Here is a 16905-nt window from a genome sequence, read left to right as displayed (position 1 = left end):
AGGCGCCCGGCCGTTGTCGCATCGCGGGCAGGCGGAGCGGAGGCGCCCGTGTGGGGGGGACGACCTGCCCGGAGTGTGACGCGGGCAGCAGAGGGCGGACGCAGGCAGCGGAGGCTGGACACGGGCGGGGTGGACTGGGGCAGGGGAAGGCGGACACGGGAGGCGGAGGGCGGAGGGCGGACGCGGAGGGTGGACGCGGGCAGCGGAGGGCGGTTACGGGAGCGCAGCGCGATCCTGCGGCGCCCCGGTGCCTGGGCCCTGCAGGAGGGCCGGGTGCGCAACGGATCCCGGCCCCTTCCGGCGTGCCACAGGCGGCGGGCGGTGCGGGCAGCGGTCGGGCGCTCTGGCGCATGTGAGGGCCCGGTGCCGCCGGGGCAGGGGCGGGAGGGAAGGCAGGCAGGCAGGGGCCTCGCCCCCGGCGCACCTTCCCCGGTCAGCCCTTGCCGAACTGCAGCCGGTAGAGATCGGCGTAGAGCCCGTTGCGCTCCAGCAGTTCGGCATGGGTGCCGCGTTCCACGATGCGGCCCTGGTCCATCGCGCAGATCAGGTCGCTGTCGAGGATGGTCGACAGCCGGTGCGCGATGACCAGCGTGGTGCGCCCGGCGGTGAGCCGCTTCAGCGCGCCGCGGATGGCCGCCTCGCTCTCGGCGTCGAGGGCGGAGGTGGGCTCGTCGAGCAGCAGCACGGGCGCGTCGCGCAGGATGGCACGGGCGATGGCCAGGCGCTGGCGCTCGCCGCCGGAGAAGCTGCCGCCCTCCTCGCCCAGCCGGGTGTCGAACCCGTTCGGCAGCCGCGAGATGAACTCGTGCGCGGCGGCGTCGCGGGCGGCGTCCTCGATCTCCGCGCGGCTGGCGCCGGGGCGGCCGAAGCCGATGTTCGCCGCGATCGTGTCGGTGAGCAGCACCGAATCCTGGCTCACCAGCGCCACCTGGTCGCGCAGCGAGGCGAGGGTGACCTCGCGCAGGTCGTGGCCGTCGAGGGTCACGCTGCCGGAGGTGGCGTCGTAGAGCCGCGGGATGAGGTTGAACACCGTGGACTTGCCGGCACCCGAGCGCCCGACCAGCGCCACCGTCTGCCCCGCCGGGATGTCGAGGTCGATGCCGCGCAGGGCCATGGAGCCGTCGGGATAGGCGAAATGCACGTCGCGGAAGCTCAGCGCGCCGCTCACCCGGGGCAGCGGCCTGGCGTCGGGCCGGTCCACCACGGTGTTCTGCACGTCGAGCAGGGCGTAGATCCGGCTGAGCGCGGCGAGGCCCTGGCTGGCGAGGGTGAAGATCGCCCCGATCTTGCGCATCGGCTGCGAGGCGATGGCCAGCCCGGCCAGGAAGCCGGAGAAATCCCCGATGGAATTGGTGCCGTTGGCGATGCGCGTGCCCACGAACAGCACCAGCCCGGCAAGCGCGAGACCGCCGAACGCCTCCATCATCGGCTCCACCCGGGCCTGCTGGTCCATCATCTTCACCTTGAGGCCGCGCAGGCTGTCGAAGCTCTCGTTCGCGGTTTCGGCGAGGTAGCTCTCCAGCCGGTAGGTCTTGGCGAGGCGGGCGCCGCCCAGGCCCTCGTTCACCTTCGCGGTCATCTGGCCGATCTGGGCCTGCGCCTGCCGGCTGAGCCGCTTCAGCCGGGCGCCGATGGTGTTGATCGGGGTCATCGCCAGCAGGAAGATCGCCATGGTCCCCAGGGTCAGCACCCAGTCGATGAGCAGCATCTGGGTGAAGGCGCCGATGATGGTGGCCACGGCGGCCACCGTGTTCACGCCCCGGTCCATCACCTCGCGCACCAGGCCGATGTCGGCGGTGAAGCGCGCGCCCAGCGAGGCGGGCGGTTCCTGCTGCATGCGCGCGAGATCGGCGCTGAGCAGGGCGCCGTACATCGCCTTCTGCAGGTCGGCCTCGATGGTGGTCATGGTGCGGATGTTGAGGGTCTTCTGCGCGTAGAGGGCCGCGCCGCGGGGCAGGGTGATGGCCAGGATCACCGCCGGCGCCCAGGCCAGCGCCCCGGCGTCGCGCGCGTCGAAGGCATCCACCAGCCAGGCGGTGGCCCGCACCATCAGCGCCGTGGTCACCGCGTAGATCAGCGTCATCAGGCCGGCCACCAGCAGCGAGCGCCAGTGTCGGCGCACATAGGTGCGCCACAACCGCCCGTAACCCTGGGCGAGGGTCAGGCCGTCCGCGTCGGCACTGTGCATCGGGTATTCTCCTCATGGTGCGGCGGCACGATGGTCGGTGCCCCGCGGAGGCAGGGACTTATCATGCGCCGCGCGCCATGCCAAACTGCACGCCACGGCGGCACTTGCAAGCCGTCAGCGCAGGCGGGGGCGGGAAGGGCATGGCACTCGGAGGGATCGGGCTGATCCTGGTGGAAACCGGCGGCACGCGGAAAGTGCTGCGCTTTTCGGGCCCGGAGGAGATGCCGGAGCTGGAGGACCTGCCGCGCGCCGGCGTGCTGGCGCTCGATCCGCCCATCGGCGAGCAGCGCCTGCGCGAGCTGCAGGTGCTGGCCAAGGAAGCTGCCGAGATCCGGGTGACCGGCGGTGCCCGCGAGGCGCTGGGCCCGGACACGCGCTTCGGCCTGGAATACTTCGGCCTGCACCCGCCGGGCCCGACCAGCCCGCCGGAGGACCTGTGGATCCTGCATCCCCGGCGCGAGGCGCTCTACGCCCAGCCGGTGAAGCGCGCCCTGGCCGCGCCCTTCACCCTCGCGGTGCTGCCCTTCCGCTCGCCCTCCGGAGACCGGCGGATGCGGCTGCAGGCGCGCGGCATGTCCGATGACGTGAACATGGGGCTCACGCGGTTCTCCGAGCTTTCGGTGATGTCGCGCGGCACCTCGCGGGTGTGGCGCGACACGCTGCTGCCGCCCTTCGAGATCGGCCAGCGGATGAACGTGCGCTTCGTGATCTCCGGGTCGCTGTCCGAGCGCGCGGGGATGATGCGGCTCGACGTGGCGCTGACCGAGAGCGCCTCGGGACGGGCGATCTGGGCCGAGCGGTTCCAGCGCCCCTCCGACGATCTCTTCGGCGTGGCCGAGGATGTCGCGGACCGGATCACCTCCGCCACCGCGCTGGGCATCTCGGAGCGCGAGTATGCCCAGCAGGCGCTCACCCCGCCGCCGGGAGACCTGCGCGCCACGGAGCTGGTGCTGAGCGCCCAGGCGCTGCTGCACGTGCCCTCGGTGAACGCCGTCGCGGAGGCGGAGCAGATGTGCAACGTGGCGCTGGCGCTGGAGCCGGGCTATGCGCGCGCCCTGTCGCTGCTGTCGCGCTGCGAGAACCTGCGCTGGCGGCACGGCTGGACCACCCATCCCGACCGCACCCTGCAGCGCGCGCTGGCCTTCGCGCAGCGCGCGGTGGACGCGGAGCCGCGCGACGCCCGCGCCCATGGCGAGATCGGCTTCGCCCGGCTCTACCGCAGGGAGCACGCGCTCTGCGTGGCCGCCTACGAGGAGGCGCTGCGGCTGAACCCCAATGACGCGGATATGCTGGCCGACGCCGCCGACGCCTTCGCCCATTCGGGCCGCGCGTCGGAGGCGCTGGAGATGCTGGAGCGCGCGATGCAGCTCAACCCGTGGTTTCCCGACCTCTACCTGTGGCTGCAGGCCGGGGCCTTCTTCACCCTGCGCCGGTACCAGGAGGCGGTGCGCACCGTGCTGCGCATGCAGGATCCGACGCAGGGCCGGCGCATCCTCGCCGCCGCCTACGCGCATCTCGGCCAGCGCGAGGCCGCCGAACGCGAGGCCTGGCGCATCCGCGCCGCCTTCCCGCGCTTCACGGTGGCAAACTGGCTGAGCGTGGTGCCGGACCAGGACCCCGCCGACCGTGACCATTTCGCCGAGGGCCTGCGCCGGGCCGGCCTGCCCTGACGCCCGCCCGCTGCGATGCCGGCCCGCCCTGAATCCGGCCTGCTCTTAAGCCCGCCTGCCATGTAACCCGGCCCCCCTCGGCACGGTGCCCGACGCGGCCTCCATCGCGGCCCCGGCCCGTCCGTTCCGATCGGCCCTCCCGAACGGCCGCGTGCAGGCCGATGGATCGCCCTGAAAGGCGCATCCGCTTTCCCGCAACGAAACCGCATGCAAGGGCCTGTCTCCCCGCGCTGTCCGCAGCGGACCGGGCCGGAGATGTCCCTCCCGCCGAGCGGGCGGCCAGTGCCGCGGTTCGCCCGCCGCGACCCGGCCTGCGGCTGCGCGTGTCGTACGCCCCCCGGCCCGCAGTTGCGCGTGTCAGACGCGACCGGAAGTGTGGCCGCGCGTGTCAGACGCAACTTGGCCAGCGGCGGCGCGTGCCAGGCGCAACCCGTCCTGAGCGCGCGCCCTGCGCGACCGGGCCTGCGGCCGCGCAGGGCAGACGCAACCCGGCCTGTGGCGGTGCGGGTGGTGGTGTCAGCCGCGGGCAGTGCGTGTCAGCCGCGGGCGGTGGCGGCCAGCAGGGCGTTCAGGAACCAGCGGTCGCCGGAATTGGTGAGCCGGTCGGCGGCGTCACGCGGGTCCAGCCACATCGGCAGGTGGTCCGCCTCGCGCGGCGGCCCGTGCCGGCGCACCGCGGCGCAGAGGTAGATGTGGCACAGCTTGCGGGCCCAGAGGTCGTATTCGGGCATGTAGGTGTAGCGCTGGTAGGCGCCCAGCCGCCGCCGCGGGGCCACGCGCCAGCCGGTTTCCTCCAGCGCCTCGCGGTGCAGGGCGCGGAGCGGGCTCTCGCCGGGGTCGATGCCACCGCCGGGAAGCTGGATCTCGTACTCGGGCACATGCGTCTCGGTGGCCAGCAGGCCGCGCGGCCCGAGAATGATGGCATAGGCGCCCGGCCGGGTGGTGTAGCGGCGGCCCGGCTCCACCGGCTCTCCGAATCTGCGCAGCATCTGGCGGTCTCCCCTTCGGTTTCCTCGCCCCCCTGCGATAGCGAAGCGGCGCCGGGCTGTCAGCCGGATTCCGGCGCGCCCGCGCCCCCGCCGGCGCGGCGCGCCACGGGCGGGGGCGGGCTTGCCCGGGCCGGCAGGCGGGCGCGTCGCGGGGCATGGCTGCCGGGGCGGGATCGTGAATTGACCTTGCGCCGGGCGCCGGGGCTATTATGTGGGACGTTTCGCGCAGTCAGCCGTAGGGAGATTTTCATGGCAACCGCAGCCCAGATCGCGTGGGACGACATGATCCTGCCCTTCCAGCTCGACCGTGCCGACATCCGCGGGCGCGTCGCGCGTCTCGACGGGGTGCTCGACACCATCCTCGACCAGCATGCCTACCCGGCGCCGGTGGCCGACCTCGTGGCGGAGGCCTGCCTGCTCACCGCGCTCATCGGCCAGACGATGAAGCTGCGCTGGCGCCTGTCGCTGCAGGTGCGCGGCGAGGGGCCGATCCGGCTCATCGCCACCGATTATTTCGCCCCCGCCGCCGAGGGCGAGCCGGCCCTGGTGCGCGCCTATGCCAGCTTCGACGCCGATCAGCTGCCCGAGCGCACCCCCGATGCCTTCCCGCTGCTGGGGCAGGGCGTGTTCGGCATGCTCATCGACCAGGGGCGCGGCACCACGCCCTACCAGGGGCTGACGCCGCTCTCCGGCGCCTCGCTCGGGGCCTGCGCGGAGACGTATTTCGCCCAGTCCGAGCAGATCGCCACGCGCTTCCTGCTGTCGGTGGCGCAGGCGGGGGTGCCCGGCTCCGGGCTGCACTGGCGCGCCGGGGGGGTGATGCTCCAGCACATGCCCAAGGCCTCGCCCCATGTGCGCGACCTGCCCAGCGGCGAGGACGGTCTCCTGGCCGCGGCCGACATCGTTTCCGGCGAGGAGGGCGAGAACTGGGCCCGGGTGAACTACCTGCTCGACACGGCGGAGACGCATGAGCTGGTCGGCCCGCTCGTCTCGCCGGACCAGCTCCTCGTGCGGCTGTTCCACGAGGAGGTGCCGCGGGTGTTCGACGCCCAGGCGGTGCGCTTCGGCTGCACCTGCTCGGCGGAGAAGGTGGTGGGCGCCATGGCGCAATACTCGGCCCGCGACATCGGCCACATGACGACGGAGGAGGGCAACCTCACCGCCGATTGCCAGTTCTGCGGCGCGCATTACGAGTTCGACCCCCGCAAGCTCGGCTTCGAGGCCGACCGCTGAGCGCATCCCGCGCCGCCGCACCCGGCGGCGCGGCCGACGGGGCAGGGAGGCCCGCATGAGCGACGCCGCGAGACCGCCCGTGCCGCCCGGCGGGGGCAATGCCTTCGAGAGCCCCTTCGCCGGCCGCCTGTTGAGCGAACAGGTGACCAACCCGAACATCCGCGTGGGCCGCTACAGCTACTATTCCGGCTACTACCACGGCCATTCCTTCGACGATTGCGCCCGCTACCTCTCGCCCGGGCCGGATGCTGCGGACCGGCTGATCGTCGGCAGCTTCTGCTCGATCGGCACCGGCGCCTGTTTCGTGATGGCGGGCAACCAGGGCCACCGGGCGGACTGGGTGTCGAGCTTTCCCTTCCACTACATGGCGGAGGAACCGGCCTTCGCCGGCGCGGCGGACGGCTACCTGCCGGCCGGTGACACGGTGGTGGGCAACGATGTCTGGATCGGGGCGGAGGCGATGATCCTGCCCGGGCTGCGCATCGGCGACGGCGCGGTGATCGGCGCCCGCGCGGTGGTGACCCGCGATGTCGCCCCCTACCAGGTGGTGGCCGGAAACCCGGCCCGCCCGCTGCGCAGCCGCTTCCCCGAGGCGGAGGTGGCGCTGCTGCTCGAGATGCGTTGGTGGGACTGGGAGCCGGACGCGCTCGCCGCCGCGATGCCGCTCCTGTGCTCGGGCGACGTGGCCGGCCTCCACGCCCGCTGGCGCGCCGCGCGGAGCTGAGTGCCGCTCCCCGGGGCGGGGAGCAAGGTCTTGTGTTAAGGTCTTCCTGTTCCCATATTCTTCAGGCAGGCGCGGTCGCCGTAACGGGGCCCGCCGGCAAGTCGCTTTGCAAGAAGGGCTAGAGCATGACCAGGGTATCCTTTGCCTCCCACCCCTACCTGCTGGGGTTTGAACAGCTCGACAGGCTGGTCGAGCGCACTGCCAAATCCGGTAACGAGGGCTATCCGCCCTACAATATCGAGCAGTCCGGGGAAGGCATCTATCGCATCACCCTGGCCGTCGCTGGCTTCCGTGAGGAAGATCTCTCGGTGACCATCGAGGACAACCAGCTCGTCATCCGCGGTCGCAATACCGACGACTCGGAGGGGCGTGTTTTCCTGCATCGTGGCATTGCCACCCGCCAGTTCCAGCGCGCCTTCGTGCTGGCCGAAGGGGTGGAGGTTGCCACGGCCCGGCTCGATTGCGGGCTGTTGCATGTGGATCTGGTGCGTCACGCCCCTGAAAGCGTGGTGCGCAGGATCGAGATCACCAGAGACCGGTGAGGAAGGAGCATTCCCATGAATAACGCCGAGAACCTGACCAAGACCCACCTGGCCCTGCCGCTCGCCTACGTGCGCCGGGTGCACAGCCGGGACCTGCCGCCGCAGATCGAGGTGCCCGAGGGTGTCACCGATCTCTACGCCATCCACGGTGAGGATGGCGAGCCGCTCGCCCTTGTCGGCGATCGCAAGATGGCCTTCGCCGTCGCCCGACAGAATGACTACACGCCGGTAAGCGTCCACTGACGCCAGCCCCCCTCTCCGCCACCGGGCGGGGAGGGGGCCCCGCGCAGCCGTGCGACAGCCTTGTCCGGCGCGCTCCAGCCTCCCGTACCACCTCCATCGCCCCGGCTGACCGACCGGCAGGTCGCGCGGTTTCAGTGCGCCCGGCGGGCGACGGCGCCGCAAGAGCGCCTGATGCCGGACGTTTCGCTCCGAAGCGGGACCGCGCACGGCGCGGCGCTGGCCACTTCCTCCATCATCCGAGCACGCTGACTGCCCGCCTGCGCGGATGCGGCGCCCGCGCCTGCGCCGTCGGCTAGGCGCGGATACGTGACAGGCCGCGTGGGCCACTTGGGCCCTGCCGCTCGCTTGTCCGGGGGCGGAGGCTTTCTGTGCGCCGATGCCCCGGAGATCGTCTCAGGGGCATTGCCGCTTTCACGGGCGTGCGCCCTCGGGGGCTGCCCGGTCAGAGGGCAGGGATTTTCATCCTGTCCGAAAATTCCGCTTGCGAGAATTTGACCATTGGGTCAACATTCTGCGCAGGCACCCGACGCGGCCCCTACAGGGAGATTGTTGATGGCAACCCAGCGCATGCCCGGCCTCCAGCCGGGACGGCTCGACGGAGAAACGCTTGCGGCGCATTTCTCCGACCTTCATGCCCCGCTCACGCCGCATGAGGCGCTGGTGGCGGCGGACCGCTGCTACTTCTGCCATGACGCGCCCTGCGTGACGGCCTGTCCCACCTCCATCGACATCCCGCTGTTCATTCGCCAGATCGCGACGGAACAGCCGAAGGCCGCGGCGAAGACCATCTTGTCACAGAACATCCTCGGCGGCATGTGCGCCCGGGTCTGCCCCACGGAGACCCTGTGCGAACAGGCCTGCGTGCGCGAGACCGCGGAGAGCCGCCCGGTGGAGATCGGCCGGCTGCAGCGCTTCGCGACCGACGCGATGATGGCCGCGGGCAGCCACCCCTTCACCCGCGCAGCACCCACGGGCCGGCGCGTCGCCGTGGTCGGTGCCGGGCCGGCGGGGCTCGCCTGCGCGCACCGGCTGGCGATGAAGGGCCACGCGGTCACCCTCTACGACGCGCGCGCCAAGGGCGGCGGGCTGAACGAATACGGCATCGCCGCCTACAAGAGCACGCAGGATTTCGCCCAGGCAGAGCTGGACTGGCTGCTCGCCATCGGCGGCATCACGCTGGAAACCGGGCGGCACCTGGGGGCGGACCTGTCGCTCGATGGCCTGAGGGCGGAGTTCGACGCGGTGTTCCTCGGGCTCGGCCTCTCCGGCGTGAACGCGCTGGATGTGGACGGCGCCGGGCGCGACGGCGTGGCCGACGCAGTGGACTTCATCGCCGAGCTGCGCCAGGCCGAGGACCTCGCCACGCTGCCCGTGGGCCGCAACGTCGTGGTTCTGGGCGGCGGCATGACGGCGGTGGACGCGGCCGTGCAGTCGAAGCTGCTGGGCGCGGAGACGGTGACCATCGTCTACCGCCGCGGCCAGGACCGCATGTCCGCCAGCGGCTACGAGCAGGAGCTCGCGGCGCAGAAGGGCGTCACCCTGCGCTTCAACGCCCGGCCCGTGGCCGTGCTGGGCAACGGCGCGGTGCGCGAGGTGGAATTCGAATACACCGAGGACGGGCCGGAGGGGCTCACCGGCACCGGCGAGACCTTCTGCATCCCCGCCGACCAGGTGTTCCGTGCCATCGGCCAGACACTGGGCGCGGTGCCCGAGGGCCTCCGGCTGGAGCGCGGCAAGATCCGGGTGGATGCCGAAGGCTTCACCGGGCTCGACAAGGTCTGGGCCGGGGGAGACTGCGCCACCGGCGGAGACGACCTCACCGTGACCGCGGTGGCCGAGGGGCGCGACGCGGCCGAGAGCATTCACCGGGCGCTGTCATGAGTGCGCACCCGGCCACCCCGGCGCAGGCGGCCGCGCCGCGTGCCGCCCTTTGCGGCGCGCCCCGCATCAGACCCGCCGCGCGCCGCTCTGCGGCGCCGGAGCCGCGCCGCGCCAGCCCGCAGTCCGGGCGCGCGGCGCGCGAGACAGTGCAGACCCCTGGTGCCTGCGTGCGCGCGGGCCGGATCGCCCCGCGGGAGATGTCCTCCCGCCCGCGCGCCTGAGAGGAGACCACCAAGATGGCAGACATCCGCGGCAATTTCCTCGGCATCAAGTCGCCGAACCCGTTCTGGCTGGCTTCCGCGCCGCCGACGGACAAGGAATACAACGTCCGCCGCGCCTTCGAGGCCGGCTGGGGCGGGGTGGTCTGGAAGACCCTCGGCCTGGACCCCCATGTGGTGAACGTGAACGGCCCGCGCTACGGCGCGATCTGGGGGGCGGACCGGCGGCTGCTGGGGCTCAACAACATCGAGCTGATCACCGACCGCCCGCTGGAGGTGAACCTGCGCGAGATCACCTCGGTGAAGCGCGACTACCCGGACCGTGCGGTGATCGTCTCGCTCATGGTGCCCTGCGACGAGGAGAGCTGGAAGGGCATCATCCCGCTGGTGGAGGCCACGGGAGCGGACGGGATCGAGCTGAACTTCGGCTGCCCCCACGGCATGTCCGAGCGCGGCATGGGCTCGGCCGTGGGCCAGGTGCCCGAGTACATCGAGATGGTGGCGCGCTGGTGCAAGCAGGCCACCCGCATGCCGGTGATCGTGAAGCTCACCCCCAACATCACCGACATCCGCTACCCCGCCCGCGCGGCAAAGGCCGGCGGCGCCGACGCGGTGAGCCTGATCAACACCGTCTCCTCGATCACCTCGGTGAACCTCGACAGCTTCTCCCCCGAGCCCTCGATCGACGGCAAGGGCAGCCACGGCGGCTACTGCGGCCCGGCGGTAAAGCCAATCGCCCTCAACATGGTGGCCGAGATCGCCCGTGACGCGGAGACCCGCGGCATGCCGATCTCCGGCATCGGCGGGGTGACGACCTGGCGCGACGCGGCGGAGTTCATCGCGCTGGGCTGCGGCAATGTGCAGGTGTGCACCGCGGCGATGACCTACGGCTTCAAGGTGGTGCAGGAGATGATCGCCGGGCTGGAGGCCTGGATGGACGAGAAGGGCCACGCCCGCCTCGACGACATCATCGGCCGCGCGGTGCCCAACGTGACGGACTGGCAGTACCTCAACCTCAACTACGTGGCGAAGGCGAAGATCAACCAGGACCTGTGCATCTCCTGCGGCCGCTGCTTTGCCGCCTGCGAGGACACCTCGCACCAGGCGATCGCCATGTCGCCGGACCGGGTGTTCGAGGTGAAGGACGACGAATGCGTGGCCTGCAACCTCTGCGTCAACGTCTGCCCGGTGGAGGGCTGCATCGACATGGTGCCGATGCAGGCGGGCGAGACCGACCCGCGCACCGGCCGCATCGTTGAAGACACCTACGCGAACTGGACGATGCACCCCAACAACCCGGGGCGCGTCGCCGCGGAATGAACCGGGCAGAGGGGCGCGCGGCCGGGGGACCCGCCCCGGCCGCGGCGCCACCGCGAACATTTTCGCTGCCCAGGGCCCGGTGTCCGCACCCCTGCGCGCCACGCGGCGGGCAGGGCCTCCGAGGGAAACGCCGCCGGAACCGGCAAAGCCTCTGACGTGTCCGCGTAGGCGCCGGGGGTCGCCGGACCCCCGGCCCGAGAACTCCACCTGACGCCGCACACCGCTCCGGGCCCGCGCCCCGTTGCGCGCGCCACATACCTTGCGTCTCCACCGGCGATACCCGACCATACTTCGCTGCGTGCTGCGTGCTGCGTGCTGCGTGCTGCGTGCTGCGTGCTGCGTGCTGCGTGCTGCGTGCTGCGTGCTGCGTGCTGCGTGCTGCGTGCTGCGTGCTGCGTGCTGCGTGCTGCGTGCTGCGTGCTGCGTGCTGCGTGCTGCGTGCTGCGTGCTGCGTGCTGCGTGCTGCGTGCTGCGTGCTGCGTGCTGCGTACTGCGTGCTGCGTGCTGCGTCCTGCGTCCTGCGAGTCGCCGGTTCGCCCGGACCGTGCCGGCGCCCCACCATGCCAACCGTGCCACGTGCCGCACATTGCTGCCCCTTTCCTTCTGCTTCGCTCCCGGTGCAGCCCGGCCGCCATGCCGCGGAAAACGCCCCGCTCGCCGAGGAGGCCTGCGGCCCCCGCAGCTCGCGGGTCGTGGCACAGGACCGCTGGTCCTGCGCCGTCCAGCGTCGCGCGCGGTGCAGGGTGCAGGCCGGGGGAATGCGGGGGGCTCGCCGAGGGATTGTGTTCGACATCGTGAGCGGTGCCCTCCGCCCGGGTGACCCGGACCCCGCAGGCACCGGAGGCGGCGCGCTTGATGCGCCCGGGTGACGCCTGGCTGGCGGAGGCCGCGGCCTTCGCCACGACCGCCGAGCTGCGGGGGCGGAGCCCCCTCGGCGAGGTGGGCGTTTCTCCCCGAAGGAAGGTGGCGCGGAGAGCGGGGCAACGGCGGGACGATGCGGTGGCGCCGCTGCGGAGGGCATCCGCCTGACAGGGAGGCCCACCGCGCCAGACGAAACACGCGCCCCGGAGGGCCGGGGCGCGCGCGCTGATCGGTGGCGGGGCCGGTGAGGGCCGGCCCGCCGGATGTCAGTTGCGTTTCGGCGTGAACCCCGGCGTGTGCGCCTCCGGGCGGGCCCGGAACAGGCTGGAGCGGCGCGGGCCCAGGGACCCGTCGTCGCGCAGGTGCAGCGCGCGAACCCGGGCGGCATCGCCCTGGTGGCTGTCGCCGATCTCATCGAGCGGGTGGCGACCCGCTTCCGACGGGTCGGCATGCACCCATTGCGCCGCCGATGCGGTCTTTGGATGGGTCATGATGTTTCCTCCGGTTCTTGGTTTTGTGCCCGGAGTCTGGGCCCTCGCGCGGGCCAAGTCAAACCCTGCGATGTCACGATCCCAGGAGCACGTTCGGCCCGTCGCCGCTGGGCAGGGCCTCGGCCACGGTGTCATCCTTCAGCTGCACGCCCGAGAGCCCGCGCAGCAGCGACTGGCCGAGCAGGTACTGCGCCCGGTAGGCGGCCTCCGCGTGGCTCAGCCCGCCGGGGCGGATGTTGGAGATGCAGTTGCGGTCCGCGTCCGTGCGGCCGGGGCGGGGGCCGAAGGTGAGGTAGAGCCCCAGGCTGTCGGCGGCCGAGAGCCCGGGCCGCTCGCCGATCAGCATCACCACCACGCGCGCGCGCAGCAGCCGGCCGATCTCGTCGCCGATGGCCACCCGCGCCTGGGTGGCGATCACCGGCCGGGCCAGGCGCAGCCCGCCCTCCGCCAGCCGCGGCAGGAAGGCCTCCAGGAAGGGTGGGGCGTTCTGTTCCACCGCCAGCGCGGAGAGCCCGTCCGCCACCACGATGGCGACATCCACCGCCTCCGACACCCCGTCCAGCGCGTCATGCGCGGCGGTGGAGAGCCGGCGGCCGAGATCCGGGCGTTGCAGGTAGGTGGCGCGATCCCCCGCGCGGCTCGCCACCACGAGCGGCGCGCCGAGCAGCGGCGTGAGCGCCGCCCCCAGCGCCCCGGTGTCGAGCGGCGAATGCACCGCGGTGCGCGCCCGGGCATGGGCGAGCTGGAATTCGAGCGCCCGCGCCGTGGGCAGCGAGATGCCCGAGCGCCCCAGGCCGATGCGCGCCGGCGTGTGGCGGCGCAGCGTTTCCCAGAGATCCTGCGCGCCGCTCATGCCCCCGCTCCGGCGAGGCGCAGCGCCCCGGCCATGCGGCCCTGCGTGGCATCGCCGAGGGCGAAGCGCCCGTCCGCCGCCATGATGCCGGAGGTCTCCAGCCAGGCCTCGAACTCCGGCGCCGGGCGCAGGCCCAGCACGCGGCGGGCGTAGAGCGCGTCGTGGAAGGAGGTGGTCTGGTAGTTCAGCATCACGTCGTCCGAGCCGGGAATGCCCATGATGAAGGTGATGCCGGCGGCGCCCAGCATGGTGAGCAGCACGTCCATGTCGTTCTGGTCCGCCTCGGCGTGGTTCGTGTAGCACACGTCGCAGCCCATCGGCACGCCGAGCAGCTTGCCGCAGAAATGGTCCTCCAGCCCGGCGCGGATGATCTGCCGCCCGTCATAGAGGTATTCCGGCCCGATGAACCCCACCACGGTGTTCACCAGCAGCGGGCGGAAGCGGCGCGCCACCGCATAGGCGCGGGCCTCCAGCGTCTGCTGGTCCACGCCGTGATGCGCATCCGCCGAGAGGCAGGAGCCCTGGCCGGTCTCGAAATACATCACGTTGTCGCCCAGCGTGCCGCGCCCCAGCGAGAGCGCGGCCTCCTGGCCCTCCTGCAGCGTGGCCAGCGAGAAGCCGAAGGAACTGTTCGCCGCCTGGGTTCCGGCGATGGACTGGAACACCAGGTCCACCGGCGCGCCCGCCTCGATGGCCGCGATGGTGGTGGTGACATGCGACAGCACGCAGGACTGGGTGGGGATCTCGTAGCGGCGGATGATCTCGTCGAGCATGCGCAGCAGGGCGGTGACGGCGGCGGTGTTGTCCGAGGCCGGGTTGATGCCGATCACGGCGTCGCCGGAGGCATACATCAGCCCGTCCAGGATGGCCGCGGCCACGCCGGCCGGGCTGTCGGTGGGGTGGTTGGGCTGGATGCGGGTGGAGAGCCGGCCGCGGAGCCCGATCGTGTCGCGGAAGCGGGTGACCACCTCGCATTTGCGCGCGATGAGCACGAGGTCCTGCACCCGGCAGATCTTGGAGACCGCCGCGACCATCTCCGGCGTGAGCCCGGGGGCGAGGGCGGTGAGGGTGGCGGTGTCGGTGCTGTCCGCCAGCAACCAGTCGCGGAAACCGCCCACGGTGAGATGGGCCACGGGCGCGAAGGCGGCCGCGTCATGGCCGTCGATGATCAGCCGGGTGACTTCGTCATCCTCGTAGGGCACCACGGCCTCGGACAGGAAGGTGGCAAGCGTCAGGTCGGCGAGGGCAAGCTGGGCTGCCGCGCGCTCCTCGTCCGTGCCGGCGGCCAGCCCGGCCAGCACATCGCCCGAGCGCAGCGGCGTGGCCCGCGCCATCAGCATGGCGAGATCGTCGAAGACATGGCTCTGTCCGGCAACGGTGTGGCGATAGCTTGGCACGGGCGGGCATCTCCTTCTCGGCATGGGGCTGCGGGCCGCTCTCCCGGCGGGCGGCCGGCCGGGCGCCCCCGGACCCTGACGTCCCCTGGAGGGTAAGACGCCGCCGCGTCCGCCACAAGCGGCGATGCGGCAGTGCAGCGCACGGTCCGTGGCCGGCCCGGCCCTCCGGGCGCGGCGCATCCGGCTGGCCTGGTGAGTGCCCGCTGAGGGCCTTGCGGGGCATCGGGGATCCGGCAGGGGCGCGCCATTCCGCCGGGAGGCCGTTTCGGTGTGACGCCGTTCCGCCGGGAGGCCGCTTCGCCGGGACGCCGTTTCGGTGTGAACAGGGGAGCGGTGCGCTATGAGGGGGGGCGCTGTGAGGGCAGAGCGGCAGACTGTTGCAGGGGCCCCGGAGGCGCGCGGGGGCAGGGGCGGGCGGGTCCCGGGCTCAGCAGAGGGGCGCCGGTGTGCGCGGTGTCGGACCGCCCAGGCGCACGGCCTGCCTGCCTACCGTGCCACTGCCTGCGCTGTCCCGCTGCCAGCGCTGCCGGCCCGCCTGAGGTGGCCGCATCTGCGCGCCATGCGACCGCTCATGCAACCCGCCTGCTCACGCAGCCCGCCCACCCACGCGACCCAACTTCCGGCGGTGAACGGTGCCGCCCCGGGGGCTCATTTCGCGATGACGGGGGCGAGGCCGGCCCCCGTGTCAGTGCCGGGTGCGTGAGGGGCCCGGGGGGTGGTTCTGGGCCAGTCCGGCGAGGATGCGGCTGATCTGGTTGAGATAGGCCATGTCCCTGTCCTTGGAGAGCACGGCGCAGGCGCCGAGTTCCACGGCCACGTCCTCCTGCTGGGGCAGGTGCACGCCGCTGAGGAAGATCAGGGCCAGGCTGGCATCGGCCGCGCGCAGGGCGCAGGCGAGGTCCCTGGCCTCGATGTCCGGCAGGTGCCAGTCAATGATCACCAGCCGGTGCCGGCTGGTGTCGAGCAGCGTCACGGCTTCCACGCCCCCGCAGGCGGTGTCGATCCACTCCCCCTCCCGGCGCAGGTGGCGGGCGAGGATCTCCGCATCGAAGGCGTCGTCATCAACGTAGAGAACCCTGTGTTCGGGCATCGGCAACTCCGCTCTCTTCCCCGACGTGTCGGGACGCAGTGTAGGAGCGGGAAACTTGCGAAGATGTTACCCGGGACGAGTTCGGGCGGGGAAACTCGCCCGGGAGGGGATGGCACCCCCGGGGGAAGGAGGGCCGCGCCCCGGCGCCGGCCGCCGTTTCGGGGGGAAGCCTGTCGCCTGCGCGGCGGCTGCGGGCGGGCGCGGCGGCCCGCGGCCCCTCGCGTCCGGCCAGATGGTTCGCGGCCCGTCCCGTCCTGGCGGGCACGAAGCGCCCGGCGTGCCTCCGGGCGCCTGCTGCGCGCCGCGCCGTCAGAACCGGTAGCCGAGACCGACGCCCACGATCAGCGGATTGATGTCCACCTTGCCACGCAGCTCCCCGTGGTTGATCGACCAGTCGGTGTCCAGCAGGATGTACTTCACGTCCGCGTTCAGGAAGAGCCCCTCCGCGATCTCCACGTCCACGCCGGCCTGGAAGGCCCAGCCGAAGGCGTCATCGTATTCGATGTCGCGGAACTGCCCGGCGTCCTCGTTGTAGAACATCGTGTAGTTCACGCCGGCGCCGATGTAGGGCCGCACCTTCGAGAGCGCGGGGGTGCCGGTCCACTCGCCCAGGCGGGTGAAATGGTACTGCGCGGTGAGCGTCGGCGGCAGCAGCCAGACCGAGCCGATGTCCGCCCCCGCGATCGCCCCGCGCCCGGTCACGTCATGCGGGGTGGTGCCGAGGATGAGCTCGGCGGCGAGATTCGGGGTGAAGAAGTAGGTGAAGTCGACCTCCGGGACGAAGCTCGAGGAGATCGACGCCGCGCCGCCGGGCACGCCGCTCACGCTGAGCGAATCGTCCGGGATCACGGCGATGCCGCGCAGGCGCACCTCCCATTTCCCGTCGGATTTCGGGCTGTACCAGGCGTCCGCGGCCCGCGCGGCTCCGGGCGTGAGGACTGCTGCCAGGCCAAGCGCCAGCGCGCCGCGAACCGCGGCTTCGAAAGGTCTCCGGACCATCCGTCTTCTCCAGATTCTGCTGTTTCCGGATGCGCAGGTCTGCGCACCTGGGCCCGGGGTAGGCCCGGGGACCGGCCGGTGCCTTGATCCAGATCATGCCTGCGCCGCGCCGGGAGGTGGCCGCGCGCGCCGCGCCGGGCACGGGGCAGGGGCCGGGCCGCGGGGCAGGGCGCGCCCCGGTTTTTGCTTGATCCGGCTGCCCCCGG

General features: G+C 72.3%; 14 protein-coding genes. 7 read left to right on the top strand and 7 right to left on the bottom strand.

Annotated elements, in window-relative coordinates; genetic code table 11:
* Window positions 1-433: 433 nt before the first annotated feature.
* Window positions 434-2188 carry an ABC transporter ATP-binding protein gene (locus tag FDP22_RS17820; protein ID WP_138575885.1) on the bottom strand — a complete coding sequence of 585 codons (1755 nt, stop codon included), beginning with the start codon at window positions 2186-2188 and terminating at the stop codon, window positions 434-436.
* Window positions 2189-2328: 140 nt separating this feature from the next.
* Between FDP22_RS17820 and FDP22_RS17815 the strand changes: the two genes are divergently transcribed.
* On the top strand, window positions 2329-3858 hold the full coding sequence (locus FDP22_RS17815; protein ID WP_138575886.1) for a tetratricopeptide repeat protein: 1530 nt from the start codon (window positions 2329-2331) through the stop codon (window positions 3856-3858).
* Window positions 3859-4394: 536 nt separating this feature from the next.
* Here the strand turns inward: FDP22_RS17815 and FDP22_RS17810 are convergent.
* A complete protein-coding gene (locus FDP22_RS17810; protein ID WP_138575887.1) occupies window positions 4395-4847 on the bottom strand; it encodes an NUDIX hydrolase in 453 nt (150 codons plus the stop codon).
* A 249-nt stretch (window positions 4848-5096) separates the two neighbouring features.
* Here FDP22_RS17810 and hslO point away from each other — a divergent pair, with 249 nt between their 5' ends.
* The 6 genes from hslO to preA all read left to right on the top strand — a co-directional run bounded on the left by hslO (window position 5097) and on the right by preA (window position 11008).
* Window positions 5097-6080, top strand: coding sequence for an Hsp33 family molecular chaperone HslO (gene hslO / locus FDP22_RS17805; protein WP_138575888.1), 984 nt, complete (start codon window positions 5097-5099; stop codon window positions 6078-6080).
* A gap of 55 nt (window positions 6081-6135) precedes the next feature.
* Window positions 6136-6804 (top strand): type B chloramphenicol O-acetyltransferase, encoded by a 669-nt coding sequence (gene catB / locus FDP22_RS17800; RefSeq protein WP_138575889.1) that lies wholly within the window; start codon window positions 6136-6138, stop codon window positions 6802-6804.
* 125 nt (window positions 6805-6929) lie between these two features.
* Window positions 6930-7346 carry an Hsp20 family protein gene (locus FDP22_RS17795; protein WP_138575890.1) on the top strand — a complete coding sequence of 139 codons (417 nt, stop codon included), beginning with the start codon at window positions 6930-6932 and terminating at the stop codon, window positions 7344-7346.
* Window positions 7347-7361: 15 nt separating this feature from the next.
* Entirely contained in the window at window positions 7362-7589 is a 228-nt protein-coding gene (locus FDP22_RS17790) for a DUF1150 family protein (protein WP_138575891.1), read from the top strand.
* A gap of 552 nt (window positions 7590-8141) precedes the next feature.
* On the top strand, window positions 8142-9470 hold the full coding sequence (locus tag FDP22_RS17785; RefSeq protein ID WP_138575892.1) for an NAD(P)-dependent oxidoreductase: 1329 nt from the start codon (window positions 8142-8144) through the stop codon (window positions 9468-9470).
* Between the two features lie 236 nt (window positions 9471-9706).
* Window positions 9707-11008 (top strand): NAD-dependent dihydropyrimidine dehydrogenase subunit PreA, encoded by a 1302-nt coding sequence (gene preA, locus FDP22_RS17780; RefSeq protein WP_138575893.1) that lies wholly within the window; start codon window positions 9707-9709, stop codon window positions 11006-11008.
* A gap of 1127 nt (window positions 11009-12135) precedes the next feature.
* Here preA and FDP22_RS17770 read toward each other — a convergent pair.
* The 5 genes from FDP22_RS17770 to FDP22_RS17750 form a co-directional block, all read right to left on the bottom strand.
* Window positions 12136-12360 (bottom strand): hypothetical protein, encoded by a 225-nt coding sequence (locus tag FDP22_RS17770; protein ID WP_138575894.1) that lies wholly within the window; start codon window positions 12358-12360, stop codon window positions 12136-12138.
* 73 nt (window positions 12361-12433) lie between these two features.
* Window positions 12434-13213, bottom strand: coding sequence for an ethanolamine ammonia-lyase subunit EutC (gene eutC, locus FDP22_RS17765; protein ID WP_138575895.1), 780 nt, complete (start codon window positions 13211-13213; stop codon window positions 12434-12436).
* Window positions 13210-14610, bottom strand: coding sequence for an ethanolamine ammonia-lyase subunit EutB (locus FDP22_RS17760; RefSeq protein ID WP_170317755.1), 1401 nt, complete (start codon window positions 14608-14610; stop codon window positions 13210-13212). Before FDP22_RS17760 ends, eutC begins: the two co-directional genes overlap by 4 nt.
* Window positions 14611-15295: 685 nt before the next feature.
* On the bottom strand, window positions 15296-15700 hold the full coding sequence (locus tag FDP22_RS17755; RefSeq protein WP_138575897.1) for a response regulator: 405 nt from the start codon (window positions 15698-15700) through the stop codon (window positions 15296-15298).
* Between the two features lie 309 nt (window positions 15701-16009).
* Entirely contained in the window at window positions 16010-16699 is a 690-nt protein-coding gene (locus tag FDP22_RS17750) for an OmpW/AlkL family protein (RefSeq protein ID WP_138575898.1), read from the bottom strand.
* Between the last annotated feature and the right edge of the window lie 206 nt (window positions 16700-16905).

This window comes from Paroceanicella profunda, from assembly GCF_005887635.2.
GTDB classification, from domain to species: domain Bacteria; phylum Pseudomonadota; class Alphaproteobacteria; order Rhodobacterales; family Rhodobacteraceae; genus Paroceanicella; species Paroceanicella profunda.
Note: the sequence above shows the minus strand (reverse complement) of the source record. Positions and strands in the feature narration are given on the sequence as shown.

Excerpts from the sequence above, each read along its gene's own strand:
- FDP22_RS17820 (WP_138575885.1), bottom strand. The coding sequence starts at position 2,188 with ATGCACAGTGCCGACGCGGACGGCCTGACCCTCGCCCAGGGTTACGGG.
- FDP22_RS17815 (WP_138575886.1), top strand. The coding sequence starts at position 2,329 with ATGGCACTCGGAGGGATCGGGCTGATCCTGGTGGAAACCGGCGGCACG.
- FDP22_RS17810 (WP_138575887.1), bottom strand. The coding sequence starts at position 4,847 with ATGCTGCGCAGATTCGGAGAGCCGGTGGAGCCGGGCCGCCGCTACACC.
- hslO (WP_138575888.1), top strand. The coding sequence starts at position 5,097 with ATGGCAACCGCAGCCCAGATCGCGTGGGACGACATGATCCTGCCCTTC.
- catB (WP_138575889.1), top strand. The coding sequence starts at position 6,136 with ATGAGCGACGCCGCGAGACCGCCCGTGCCGCCCGGCGGGGGCAATGCC.
- FDP22_RS17795 (WP_138575890.1), top strand. The coding sequence starts at position 6,930 with ATGACCAGGGTATCCTTTGCCTCCCACCCCTACCTGCTGGGGTTTGAA.
- FDP22_RS17790 (WP_138575891.1), top strand. The coding sequence starts at position 7,362 with ATGAATAACGCCGAGAACCTGACCAAGACCCACCTGGCCCTGCCGCTC.
- FDP22_RS17785 (WP_138575892.1), top strand. The coding sequence starts at position 8,142 with ATGGCAACCCAGCGCATGCCCGGCCTCCAGCCGGGACGGCTCGACGGA.
- preA (WP_138575893.1), top strand. The coding sequence starts at position 9,707 with ATGGCAGACATCCGCGGCAATTTCCTCGGCATCAAGTCGCCGAACCCG.
- FDP22_RS17770 (WP_138575894.1), bottom strand. The coding sequence starts at position 12,360 with ATGACCCATCCAAAGACCGCATCGGCGGCGCAATGGGTGCATGCCGAC.
- eutC (WP_138575895.1), bottom strand. The coding sequence starts at position 13,213 with ATGAGCGGCGCGCAGGATCTCTGGGAAACGCTGCGCCGCCACACGCCG.
- FDP22_RS17755 (WP_138575897.1), bottom strand. The coding sequence starts at position 15,700 with ATGCCCGAACACAGGGTTCTCTACGTTGATGACGACGCCTTCGATGCG.
- FDP22_RS17750 (WP_138575898.1), bottom strand. The coding sequence starts at position 16,699 with ATGGTCCGGAGACCTTTCGAAGCCGCGGTTCGCGGCGCGCTGGCGCTT.